Genomic DNA, 11,931 nt, shown 5'->3' with positions numbered 1-11,931 from the left:
CGCTGTTATGAGCGTAACAGGCGAGAGTTACGTTCGTTCTCACGATCCGCGTGAGGTTCGGCAAGCGCGCCTCTGACGGAGTTGAGGCCACGCGCCAGGCCCTTGGCCTCATCGTCGTCGGGCACCGGGTCGGGCGTGCCGAGCGCGATCTCGTCGGTGCATCGGCGGATCGGGCTCGCGGTGAGGTCGGCGCCGAGACCCAGTCCGTACCTTGCGATCGCGGCGAGACCGTACTGGCTGCAGCTGGGCTGGTAGCGGCAGCGGAAACCCAGACGTGGTGACAGCCAGCGCTGGTAGGCGCGGATGGCCGTGACCGCAGCCCGGGCCGGGACTGTCGTGCGGGTGCGCGGAGCGGTCCGGACCCGGCTGGTTCGCCCAGCGATACTGAGCAGCGCGATCAGGCCGCTGAGAACGGCGGGCAGGTTGCAGGCGCACTCCTTGCAGTCCTGTTTGCGGGCTGGGCGGCCGCACGCTGCGTGCCGGGCGGCGGCCCAGTCACAGCCGCGGCGGGTCCGGGCAGCCTCGGGGTCCGGCTCGGGTGAGGGCGTCACGATCCCATGACGGACACGCAGGATCACACTTCACCGTAAGTTCGTACGTGTAGCGGCTGTCCTCAGCTTCATCTCAGCTCGGGCGTGAGACGGTGCGTTCGTCCCCGGCGATCGGGCCGGAGGGATGTCGTACATGGCGCCGCGCCGGAGGTGGCTGATGCGGACGGCGGCAGTCTTGCTGGTAAGCGTCCTGCTGTCCGTTCAAGGCTCGACTGCGGCGGCTGTGGATGTTGGGCAGCCCATCGGCAGCCGCCCCGTGATACTGATCGGGGTGCCCGACCTGCGTTGGAGCGACCTGAGCCAGGCCGGGACCCCAGCGATCTGGGATCTCGCTGACCACGCGGCCGTCGGATCGCTGGTCGTGCGTGGGTTGAGTTCCCGGACGTGTCCCGCCGACGGGTGGCTGATGGTGTCGGCCGGCAGCCGCGCGGACGCAGGTGTCGGCTGCGGCCCGGTCACCTCGCCACGGCGTACGGCGAACGGTGCGAAGATCCCGGACCTGCCCGGCGCGAGCGTGGAGGAAACGCCGGCGGAGTCGGCCGGTCCGCGGTGGGGCCGGATCGGCGCACTGGGTGACGCCGTCCACGCGAATGGTGGCTGCACCAGTGCGGTCGGACCGGGTGCTGTACTCGGTCTTGCCGACGGCAACGGTGTTGTCGACTACTACGCGCCGGATGTGCGGACGAGTTCGGCCGCCACGTGGACGCGCTGCCCGGTGACAGCCGTGGACGTCGATGCGATCGTCCGGTCCGTGCACCAGCCGTCGCAGGTGCCGACAACTGGTGAGGAGCGTCGAGCGGCGGTGCGAGAAGCGGACCAGGTGGTCGGTTCCGTGCTCGCCCGGGTGCCTGCCGGGAGCAACATCATCTTGGCAGGACTGTCGGACGATGGCGGCCCGGCACACCTGCATGTCGCTCTCCTCGACGGTGGGGCTGGTGGCGGCTACCTCGGTTCGAGCTCGACACGACGTCACGACCTCGTGCTGCTGCCCGAACTCGCTGGGACCGTCGATGCTCTCATCGGTAGTTCTGGACCAGTGCCCGGCCCCGATGCCGAGCCAGGCTGGGTGACTGACCGTCGCCGTCCGGCATCGTTCGCTGCCGTGGTCGCTGAGCTGGCCCGCCATGATGTGGCCGCCGCTGCGACGGAAGCCGTCAGGACGTTCTTTGTCGTCGGCGTCGCTGCGGTCCTCGTCATAGTCTCGGCCGCGGCCGCGGCCATGATCTTGGTTCGAGGATCCGCGTCGCGCTGGGGTGCCCGTGCCCGGCGGCTCACGTGCGCGGCGGCTGCGGCCTGTGCCGCAATTCCGGTGTCGACGCTCCTTGCCGGCCTGTTGCCGTGGCCGGGTTCGTCGCATCCGGTGCTGTCGATGCTCGCGGTTACGCTGCTCTGGGCAGGAATTGTTGCAGCCCTCGCTGTCGGGCGCCGACAGCGGCCAGACGTCCTGAGGCCGATCATTGTGCTCACGGGGACGACCGTCGTGGTGGTCGCCGCGGACCTGGTCGCGGGACTGTCGCTGCAGATGGACAATCCGTTCGGATATACCGCAGTGGAGGGTGCCCGGTACTACGGGATGGGCAACGTTGTCTTCGCTGTGTTCGCGACGGCGCTGCTGATCCTCGCGGCCACAGTCAGCAGCTGGGGGACCAGTCGCGGGAGCTGGCCTCGCTCGGCGGCCGTGTCGTTCGTGGTGGCGGCTGGCCTGGCAGGGATTGCGATCGACGGCGTTCCGGGGTGGGGCAGCGATTTCGGCGGTGTGATCGCGTTGGTCTGCGGAGTCGGCGTCACGGCGTTGCTGGTGGCTGAACGCAACGTCTCGGTGCGACGGCTGGTCGTGCTCGGTGTCGCCGGAGCCTGCGTGGTTCTCGGTATGGCGTTCGCAGACCACGCACGCGGCGCAGCGCACGAGACGCATCTGGGCAGATTCGCGGGCCAGCTCGTGTCCGGCCAGGCCACGCCTGTCCTCGGCCGCAAGGTCGACGCGATGCTGCCGACGCTCGTGTTCATCCCGGTTGTCCTGGCCGCGATCTGGCTCGCGGTGCGGCTTGCCGGGCCGGAGCGGCTCGCGGCTGCCTGGAAAGGGGTGCGGTCGGTGCCTGGGCTGCGGAGCGGGTTGGCGGGTGCCGTGACCGTTGGGCTCGTCGGGGCGCTGGTCAATGATTCGGGGGCGATCGTCGCCGCGTCCGTACTGCTTCTCGCCGCGCCACTGACGATCGCAGCAGTTCTGGGTGGACCAACCAGCAACGAAGCGGAGCAACGTGACGCGGCGCGCGCCGAGGGCGGCGTTGGGCAGGGCTAGCGACGAAAGGGGCAGCTCGTGAGGCCGAAGGAGTCTGTTGGCCGCTGGGGGGTTTGGTGGCCTGGTTGGCTGGCTGGGCGGCTCGAGGGAGCACGCATGGTCGTGGTCGTTGCCGGCTTCGTCGCCGTGACCGTACTCGGAGCAGCGTTCGCCGAGTTGCTCGACGGGGTGCTCGACGGCGAGGGCGTGGCGGGGATCGACAAACCCTTCAACGTATTCCTGACTGCACACCGCACACGGGCGGCTACGGTCATCTTCACAGCCGTCACCAACGTCGGCGGGGCGATGGCGCTCAGCTGGCTGGTCGTGGTGGTGCTCGCTCTGGTGGCCTGGCGGATGCGTGCTTGGTGGCCGGTCTGGGTCGGCGCCCTCGCGCTCGGCGGTACTGAGTTGTTCGTGTTTGCCATCAAGCTGCTGGTTGAACGGCCCCGGCCCGACGTCGCGATCGCCGCCGCCCGTGCTGACGGGTACTCCTTTCCGTCCGGCCACGCCACGAGCTCTGTGGTGGCGTTCGGGTTGCTGGCCTGGCTGACCACCACCCTGCTCCTGACTCGCCGAGCCGCTCGAGCCGCGGTCTGGGCTGTGGCTGTGATTATGGCGACCGCGGTCGGCGTGTCCCGGTTGTATCTAGGCGTGCACTACCTGTCCGACGTCCTGGGTGGCTGGGCCCTGGGCACCGGCTGGCTCGTCACCGTACTGTTGGCGGCCACGACCGGTACCCAGGCGGGCCGACGCAGGCCGTCGCTGCGGTCCGGCCCGCCGGGGGCAGGAACAGGCGAGGATGGAGCGGGCCGCCCCCGAGAAGCCGAAACGCCGTCGTGACCTCTCCTGCTCGTCCGACACTGGAGGTCGGAGTGAGTCTGCTCGACCGGGCGCTCATGGTCGCCGGGATCGCTGGCATGGGCCATGACGCCGGCCCGGTGTGCGACGTCCTTCGACTTCAAGGCTGGCACGGGTGAAGCACCTCGACCAACCCCGACTCCCCACCGACCCGGACGCGGTGGATGGCCGGCTGCGCACCAAGGCCGAGCACACTGCGGCGATCCGGCAGCGGCGCCGGGCCGTTCTGCTTGTCAACACGCGCTCCCGTCGGGGTCGGCGCAACCAAGTCAGGGTCACCCAACTGCTCACCGCGGCACCATCAGCGAGACAGCCTCCCCGGGCGCACGTGCCGCATCAGCTCAAGCGCCTGGCCGGCCGCTCCGCCTATCCGCTGACTGCGCTGGCCCACCTGCGCGGAAACCGCCCGTTCACAGCGCGCATCGCCACCCCTGACAGACGCGAGCAGGTCGTGCGCACTCGTCAGGTGAACGTCGCCAACGGCGCCTTCCACGCCGGGACCCCCATCACCCGCGATGCGAGCGCTGACGACCGGCTGCTGATCGCGTACGTGCTCGGCGATCAAGCTCGCCGCCGGCTGCTCGCCGCCGCCCTGCGCCACCTGGCCACCGGCCGGCGCCGAACCCTGACGGAAACGCCGTTCCTGGTCACCGACCAGCTCCGGCTCGAAACCGACCCGCCGCTGCCGGTCGACATCGACGGCGAACTGCTCAGAACGACCCCGGTCGACATCCGCGTCGATCCCGAAGCGCTGCGGGTCATCGTGGCGCACGACTTCCCCGACACCTGATCGCCTGCGGGCGGGACCGTCCAAAGCCACGATCCGTGGGACGTGAGCTGGTCCGGGCGCGGCGGTCGGCGGACCGTTTGGTGCAGGTAGGGCCTGACGAACGAGTTCCGGAGTACCGCATGCGACCGGCCGGGCGGAGTGCGGTTAGTTGGGTGGCGCCTTGCGGCCAGCGGTTGCGGTTCGGTTCTGGGTCGAGGACTTGTGATGACTCGTGGCGTTGCGGCGCAGCGAACGCCTGGCGAGGCTGCCGAGGCAGAGGCCAAGGCCCCAGCCGCCGATCGCGTCGGTGGGCCAATGGTTGTGGAGCCGGACGGTGGCGATGGCGACTCCGGCGGCGATGACCGGGATGGCCCAGAAGCTGATTCGGTCGAGGATCGTTCCGGGTCGGGTGAGCAGCGTGGCAGCAATGAGGAGGATCGCCAAGGCGTCGGCCGCGTGGCCTGACGGCCACGACAGATCACCTGCCGCGAGCTCGTCGAGTTGAGAACGCGGTGCGGTTCGTCCGACGCTGACCTTGGCCAGCCAGATGACGATCTCGATGCCGAGGATCCACGCGCCGGCCCGGACCAGCTCCACGAGCCGGCGCCGTCTCAACACGTGGGTCAGGACGGCGGCGATGAGAACGGCGGACAGGAAGCCCACGCCGCCGACGTCGACGAGGGCTCGCCAGAACACTGGTTCCGGCGCTCCGACTGCGCGCGCCGCAGGGATGACGCGGTGGTCCCAGTCGCGCAGCATCCCCCGGGTCACCAGGTCCAGCAGGGTCCCCGCGAACAGGACGAATCCCAGCGTGACAGCAATACCAAGGGGCCACAGTCGGTGATCCAGATCGCTCTGGTCCTGGCCCGAATGCGCCGCACGAACATCGCGGCGGCCGGCATCCGCACGATGCCCGCCTCGACCCCTCATGCACGCTGACCGTACCAGATGAGTGTTACGCTCGTAACATGTCGTCTCGGGATCAAACGGCCCGCTGGTTGCTCATCAGCGTCACGACAGGTTCGGACGCGTCTTTGCGGGTCCACGTGTGGCGCCAACTGCGCAAGCTGGGTGCTGTGTATCTGCACAACTCGGTGTGTCTGCTTCCCGAGGTCGGTCAGGTTCCGCAGACGGTGCACCGGCTCGTCGCCCGGGTGAACAGCTCGGGCGGCAAGGCGCGGGTGCTGCACACCGAGCTGGTCGACCCGGCCGAGGAGGCGCTGGTGATCGCCGAGCAACGCGCGGACCGGGACGTCGAGTACGGCGAGGTGCTCGAACGCGTACCCGCCTTCCTTAGCGAGATCGCCAAGGAAACCGAGCGCAAGCGAGCGACGTACGCCGAGGTGGAGGAGTCCGAGGCAGACCTGGAACGGTTCGAGCGCTGGATGGCCTCGATCGAGGCTCGTGACTACTTCGCCGCGGCGGGCGGACAGGCCGCTAGGAAAGCGGTCGACAAGTGCAGGTCGGCGTTCGCCGCGTTCGAGGCCGCCGCGTTGGCCGCCGATACCGGCGCGGACGACTCCGGCCGGCCGCACTTGCGGATCGCCGGCTTGGAAGCTGGCGGCGAAGGGGTGTCGTGATGTGGTGCCGTGCCATGGCACCTTGATCCGGCTCGGTGTCGCGGTTCTGGCTACCTGGCTGCTGTAGCGTCGTACGCTGGCATCAGACATGACCTACGGGCCAATTGCGATGCCCTGTCAGGTGGGGTCTCAAGCGCATGGTCCCGGTCTCAGCGAGCTCTCAGGTGGTCGGCCCGACACTGATGCGGATGGCAGCACATCCCAGGATCCGTGTAGCAACCATCGAGCAGGCTCGCCAGTACTGGCTGCGACGGCGAGTCTGATTCACGGTGGTCTCGGCAGCGCACGGACACCCCCGATTGCCTGCAGGCAATGCGAGCGCGGTTCCTGCTGCCCCGGCTGTGCGCCAGTTCGGCGACCCCGTGTCGTACGCACTGGTTGACGTGATGGAGTACTCGATTCGGTGCGCAAGATCTCGTCGGCAGTCAGAGACTCAGCCGGCGGAAGGCGCACCCTAAGGGGACTCGTAGCACAGCCCGGTCGCAGCCAGGACTGAATACTGCACACTTCGAATATTCGCTCGTTGCCAGTCAGCAGGCCCATTGCGCCGAGGATGGCTGCGGTGCCGCGGATCCGTCGTCCGTGTCCAGCGAGCGCTGGTCCGGTCGATTTGTTCAGCTCTCGCCGACGCCGAGCGCGGTGAGTAGGACCAGCACGATGGTCGTCGCGGCGAACAGGCCGTGGGTGTACACGACGGGCTTACGCAGGCTGGACTCGACCGTGCCGGATCTTGGGCCGCGGCGCCAGCGTAGGAACAGCAGATCGCCCAGGACAGCGATGGTAATCAGGAACACGAACGCCACCCAGGTCAACGCCTCGGTGTCGGTGATCACGTAGATGATCCAGAGGATCAGGCCGGTGGTTGCGAGCGCGAAGTGGCCGAGGATCAGCCCGGGTGCGAATCGGGTGGTGGGCTCGGTATCGCCTCGGGCTGCTTGGACGCCGCCCTTGGAGATCCACAGGTAGAGCATGCTGAATCCGAGTCCAGCGGTGACCAGCCAGGTCACCAGAGCGGCAATGGCCATCAGGTCTCCTCCTTTTTGGTGGCTGGTGACTCTTGATATCCCTCGAGCTGGGTCGTCTCGTCAGCGACACGGACGCCGTACCTGTAGGCGAGCTTGCCGCCGAGGTAGCCCGACGCCGCCAGCGCTGCCAGGCTGACCACTGATAGCAAGATCAGTCTCCAACCGGTCCGCGGTGTGGCGCCGTGCCGGCGCAGGTAGTTGACGGCGTACGACGTCGTCACGGCCAGGTTCAGCGACATGTGCACTGTGGCGGTGCGGAAGGCCGGCGTTCGGGGCGGGATCGCGAAGTAGTCCAGGAAGCCGAGCGTTGCCGCTGCGAGAGCACCCAGGACGCCGAGCGCGATCAGCCAGCGGGACCCGCGCGCCAGGAACGCGCCGTCGGAGACGAGCCGGGAAGCCAGGTCGAAGACCAGGCTGGCGGTCCAGCACCCGATCGGGATCGCCACCGCGGCCGGGTGGAGCGGGTGACCGTACGGCCCGGCGAGCCTGATCACTGGCCGCTTGGCCTGTCGCATCGGTTCCACGCTGCCCCCGATCACCGCCGGCGCTGGGTGCGCCTGCTTTTGATACGTCGGTGAACGGATAACGGTTCAATGGCCTGGACTCCCGAAGGGTGCACTGCCGAGTGGCCCCGGGGGGAGCCGCCAACGGCAACTTCCGGGTAGTGGTGCGGTATGACGACACGCATGGCCCGGTAAAGCGAGGATTAGGACATCGAGGTCGCCTCAGCTGAACGGTTCGGCCTCGGCGGCTGACGGTTCCCAGTGGCACGAGCATGGTTGTGCGTCGGTGGCGTCACAGGAGGTCTGGATCTCCGAAGACGCGCTCGAGGGCTTCTGCGGCGGCTGGGTTGGCGGCTTGGCGGCCCATGTAGATGTCTTGGGTTATGGAGACTTTGGCTTGGCCTAGTTGGTCGGCTATTTGGCGGGCGGTGTGGCCTGCTTCGTCGAGGGCGGTGGCGGTGGTTTTGCGGAGGGCGTGGGATTTGATCCAGGCGAGTTTGTCGGACTCGGTTGGTTGGGTGGCGTCGTTGACCTGGGCGAGTAGTTCTGGGTCGTGGGCGAGGGTGATTTTGTAAGTCTTGACGAGTTCTGCGACCAGTTGGTGGCCGGCCTTGATGCGGCCGGTTTCGATGAGTTCGATTCTGGTTTTCGGCCAGGTGAGTAGATCGGCGACCTGTTTGCGGGTCATGCCGGTGTCGCGGCGGAGGGTTCGGAGGGTGAGGCCTAGGTCGCGGCGGGCGGTGCTGCCGACGGGGGAGAGGGCGGCGCGGAGGGCTCGGCGGGTGTTGGAGGGGTCTCGGTGGCCGCCGTGGGTGTCGGCGAAGATCGGTTCGTCGAGGCGGATGCCTGCGGCGTGGCGGGCGCGGAGTGCGGCAGCGGCCCAGTTGGGGAGGTGGAGGAGGCGTTCGCCGGCCTTCGACTTGGTGGCCTTGCGGATCAGGCCTTCGCCCCTGATGCGGGCGATGGTGTGGGTGAATTCGACGGTGCCGGCTTCGAGGTCGACCTGGTGCCAGAGGACGGCGAGGGCTTCGCCGATGCGTACGCCGGTGGCGAGCATGAAGGTGACGAGGTCGGGGAGGTCGGCGCGGGCGGCGTAGTCGTTGCCGGCGAGGTGTCTTCTGAGGAGGGTGACTTCCTCGCCGGTTAGCGCGCGGGGCGGGGTCTTGGGTTCGGCTTCGATGGTCTCGATTTCGCGGACCGGGTTGACGGAGATGGCTCCGTAGCGGACGGCGATTTTCATCATTCCGGACAGGACTGCGCGGCAGGTTTTGGCGGTGGGGGCGCCGGTGCGGTTCTTGATGTTGGTGATGGCTGTGTCGATGCGTTGGGTGGTGGCTTCGCCGATGCGGAGTTCGGCGAAAGCGGGGCGGATGTGGTTCTTGATGACGCGTCGATAGGTCTCGAGGGAGGTGGGGGATCGCTTGCCGTCCCTGATCCGCTCTTCGAACTTGTGTTCCCACAGGTCGATGAGGTGGGAGATCTTGTGCATCGCGGTGAGCCCGCCGGACTGGTTGGTTCTGGCGCGGTCCTGGAGTTTCTGCTTCAGCGCGGTCTCGGCGCCGGTCTTGCTGCGGCCGACGGCGGTCACCGGGCGAACGTGACCGTCGTGGTCGCGGATCCTGGCCTTTGCCAGGTAGGTGATGGGCTTGCCCTTGGCGTCGGTCTTCTCGACCCGGGTGGAGATGCGTCCCCAGGTTCCGATGGGCAGCGGTGGCCTTGACATATCAAGCCTCCAACCTGTTTGAGGTTTGGAGGCTCAACGCTGGCGAGGGCGAGGAATCAGGTGTGATGTGACGCATAGTCACGATCAGGTGAGGGTCGCAGAGGTCAGCTGAGCCAGTTGCCGGACGCACGCGATGGTGAGTCAGACCGGCAAAGTGGTCAGTTTGTGGTTTGTTCCAGACACGACGAAGCCCAGGGCACCTTGGTGACCTGGGCTTTTGTGCGCCGCCAGGGACTCGAACCCCGAACCCGCTGATTAAGAGTCAGCTGCTCTGCCAATTGAGCTAGCGGCGCTTGGTGTTGCTTTCGAACGAAGAGGATCGTAGCAGGGGGATCGGGGAGATGCGAAATCGGTTAGCGGGTGAGGATGGTCATCGCGGCGTTGTGGCCGCCGAGGCCGGATACGGCGCCGCCGCGGCGGGCGCCGGAGCCGCAGATCAGGAGGTTGGGGACGTCGGTTTCGGTGCCCCAGCGGCCGGCGTCGGAGGGGTCGGTGGCCCAGGGCCATTGGAGGTCGCCGTGGAAGATGTGGCCGCCGGGCATGCCGACGGATTCCTCGATGTCGTACGGCGTCTTCGCCTCGATGCACAGGTTGCCGTCGGCGTCGCGGGCGATGCAGTCCTCGAGCGGCTCGGCGAGGTACGACTCCAGTCCGGCCAGCACCCGCCGGGTGGATTCGGTCCGCGCCGAATCGTTGTCGGAGGCAAATAAACGGGCGGGGAAGTGCACGCCGAAGACAGTCAGGGTGTGGTGGCCGGAGGCAACCAGGTCGGGGGAGAGGATCGACGGGTCGGTCAGCGAGTGGCAGTACACCTCGGACGGCGGTACGGCGGGCAGTTGGCCGCTCGCGGCGGATCGGTACGCCGTCTCGAGCTGGGTGTAGTCCTCGTCGATGTGGAACGTGCCGGCGAACGCCCGTGCCGGGTCGTCACCGGACTTCAACGCCGGCAGGTGACGCAGCAGCAGGTTGACCTTCAGTTGCGACCCTTCGGGCTTCTCGACATCGGTCTGACCACGCAGCGCAGCCAGTGTCGACGGTGCGACGTTGGACAGCACCCAGGAGCAGTCGACGGATCGCTCGCCGTCGCCACCGAGCCAGGTGACCGAACCGCGGGTCCCGTCTGCTTCTACGGCTGTGACTGCTGCGTCGGTGACCAGTGCGGCACCAGCACGCCGCGCAGCAGCGGCCAGTGCGTCAGTGACCGCACCCATGCCGCCGACAGGCACGCGCCACTCGCCGGTGCCGTTGCCGATCAGGTGGTATAGGAAGCACCTGTTCTGGATCAGGGACTCGTCGTGCAGCCCGGCGAACGTCCCGATAACGCCGTCCGTCGCGACGACCCCACGGACGGTGTCGTCGGCGAAGCGGCGTTCGATGGTCTCGCCGAGCGGCCGCTCGATCAGTTCATCCCACAGTGCGCCGTCGACCCGGGAGCGGAGGTCAGCTGCCGGCTGGAGCGGCTCAAGCAGAGTGGGGGCGATGGCAGCGGCCAGCGAGCCGACAGAGCCGTAGAAGTCCGTCCACGCCTCGTACTCCGCGTCGCTCCCGGTGAGTGCGCGGAACGAGTCCCTGGTGGCAGTGCCTTCCGGCCGCTCGACCATGAGGCCGACGTCGCGTCCAGAGCGGCGCACGGGCGTGTACGACGCGACCGCGCGGGACCGGAGTTCCAGGTTGAGTCCCAGGTCTGCGGCGACCTTGTCGGGCAGCAAACTGACCAGGTACGAGTAGCGCGACAGCCGCGCGTCCACACCCGGGAACACACGCTCACTGACTGCAGCGCCGCCGGTGTGCGACTGCTGCTCCAGGATCAGTGTGGAGAGCCCGGACTGGGCCAGGTACGCGGCAGCGACGAGGCCGTTGTGGCCACCGCCGACTATGACGACGTCGTAGAAGTCCTTCATCCCACCGGCCAATCGAGCTTGTGGTACGCGGCGTCCCAGAACATCCATTCGTAGCGGCACGTCATCGCGAAGTGCCGGTGACAACGTTCTCGCTCCGCGGCTCCCACGTCCAGTCCGTCCGTGACGGCGAGGACCGATTCGACCACCGCGTCGAACTCCTCGGAGCCGTACGTCTCGATCCACTTCCGGTACGCCGGGTCCGGTGACGACCGCTTCAGCAACTCCCGCCCCACGTCCCGGTAGATCCAGTAGCAGGGCAGTACGGCGGCTACCGCCTCGGCGTACGTACCTGTGGCGCACACGGCCGTCAGATAGGACATGTACGCCGTGGTGGTCGGACCGGATCCGGCTGCGTCCACGTCCTCCGCGGACAGCCCCAGTGACGCCAGCAACGAGGTGTGCAGCTCCCGCTCGACCGCGATCGCGTTGGCGGCGTGCAGCGCGAACATGCTGACCGCGTCCTCGTCGAGTGCGCGGCCGGCGATCAGGCTGAGCGCCCGCGAGTACGCGCGGAGGTAGTGGCTGTCCTGGACGATGAAGTACCGGAACGCGTCGTGGTCGAGGGTGCCGTCGGTGAGCCCGGTGATGAACGGGTGCCGGACGATCTCGTCGTACACGGAGGCAGCCCCGCGGTCCCACAGCTCGCTGGAAAACGTCATCCCCACTCCTCGCCGTCGACTGCACCGACCCTATCGAGAGGGCACGCAGGCAGGAGGAGACGCAGGTCACGTCCCGGCCAT

General features: G+C 68.0%; 11 protein-coding genes and 1 tRNA gene. 4 read left to right on the top strand and 8 right to left on the bottom strand.

What is annotated here, in order from left to right:
• Window positions 1-5: 5 nt before the first annotated feature.
• A complete protein-coding gene (yidD, locus tag ACWF0M_RS05300; RefSeq protein ID WP_452234348.1) occupies window positions 6-578 on the bottom strand; it encodes a membrane protein insertion efficiency factor YidD in 573 nt (190 codons plus the stop codon).
• Between the two features lie 244 nt (window positions 579-822).
• Between yidD and ACWF0M_RS05295 the strand changes: the two genes are divergently transcribed.
• The 3 genes from ACWF0M_RS05295 (at window position 823) to ACWF0M_RS05285 (ending at window position 4,480) form a co-directional block, all read left to right on the top strand.
• Window positions 823-2,850: a hypothetical protein gene (locus ACWF0M_RS05295; RefSeq protein WP_452234347.1), complete on the top strand. Its 2,028-nt coding sequence runs from the start codon at window positions 823-825 to the stop codon at window positions 2,848-2,850.
• A gap of 96 nt (window positions 2,851-2,946) precedes the next feature.
• On the top strand, window positions 2,947-3,672 hold the full coding sequence (locus ACWF0M_RS05290) for a phosphatase PAP2 family protein (RefSeq protein ID WP_452234346.1): 726 nt from the start codon (window positions 2,947-2,949) through the stop codon (window positions 3,670-3,672).
• 133 nt (window positions 3,673-3,805) lie between these two features.
• On the top strand, window positions 3,806-4,480 hold the full coding sequence (locus ACWF0M_RS05285; RefSeq protein WP_452234345.1) for a diacylglycerol/lipid kinase family protein: 675 nt from the start codon (window positions 3,806-3,808) through the stop codon (window positions 4,478-4,480).
• Window positions 4,481-4,624: 144 nt separating this feature from the next.
• Here ACWF0M_RS05285 and ACWF0M_RS05280 read toward each other — a convergent pair whose 3' ends face one another.
• Window positions 4,625-5,389 carry a phosphatase PAP2 family protein gene (locus tag ACWF0M_RS05280; protein WP_452234344.1) on the bottom strand — a complete coding sequence of 255 codons (765 nt, stop codon included), beginning with the start codon at window positions 5,387-5,389 and terminating at the stop codon, window positions 4,625-4,627.
• A gap of 38 nt (window positions 5,390-5,427) precedes the next feature.
• On the opposite strand from ACWF0M_RS05280, the gene ACWF0M_RS05275 reads away from it, so the two are divergent.
• Entirely contained in the window at window positions 5,428-6,039 is a 612-nt protein-coding gene (locus tag ACWF0M_RS05275) for a Chromate resistance protein ChrB (RefSeq protein WP_452234343.1), read from the top strand.
• Window positions 6,040-6,653: 614 nt separating this feature from the next.
• On the opposite strand, the gene ACWF0M_RS05270 is transcribed toward ACWF0M_RS05275, so the two are convergent.
• From ACWF0M_RS05270 to tenA, 6 genes are all read right to left on the bottom strand, one after another.
• Window positions 6,654-7,064: a hypothetical protein gene (locus ACWF0M_RS05270; protein ID WP_452234342.1), complete on the bottom strand. Its 411-nt coding sequence runs from the start codon at window positions 7,062-7,064 to the stop codon at window positions 6,654-6,656.
• Window positions 7,064-7,579: a DUF2231 domain-containing protein gene (locus ACWF0M_RS05265; RefSeq protein ID WP_452234341.1), complete on the bottom strand. Its 516-nt coding sequence runs from the start codon at window positions 7,577-7,579 to the stop codon at window positions 7,064-7,066. Before ACWF0M_RS05265 ends, ACWF0M_RS05270 begins: the two co-directional genes overlap by 1 nt.
• Window positions 7,580-7,859: 280 nt before the next feature.
• The gene (locus tag ACWF0M_RS05260; RefSeq protein ID WP_452234340.1) at window positions 7,860-9,290 is read right to left on the bottom strand and encodes a helix-turn-helix domain-containing protein; all 1,431 of its coding nucleotides are present in this window, start codon (window positions 9,288-9,290) and stop codon (window positions 7,860-7,862) included.
• A gap of 220 nt (window positions 9,291-9,510) precedes the next feature.
• A tRNA-Lys gene (locus ACWF0M_RS05255) sits at window positions 9,511-9,583 on the bottom strand.
• Between the two features lie 60 nt (window positions 9,584-9,643).
• Window positions 9,644-11,191 (bottom strand): phytoene desaturase family protein, encoded by a 1,548-nt coding sequence (locus ACWF0M_RS05250; RefSeq protein WP_452234339.1) that lies wholly within the window; start codon window positions 11,189-11,191, stop codon window positions 9,644-9,646.
• A complete protein-coding gene (gene tenA, locus ACWF0M_RS05245; protein WP_452234338.1) occupies window positions 11,188-11,850 on the bottom strand; it encodes a thiaminase II in 663 nt (220 codons plus the stop codon). Before tenA ends, ACWF0M_RS05250 begins: the two co-directional genes overlap by 4 nt.
• Window positions 11,851-11,931: the final 81 nt, after the last annotated feature.

The organism is Kribbella sp. NPDC055110, from assembly GCF_053607525.1.
The sequence above is the reverse complement of the archived record's forward strand: the minus strand, read 5'-3'. Positions and strand labels throughout refer to the sequence as shown.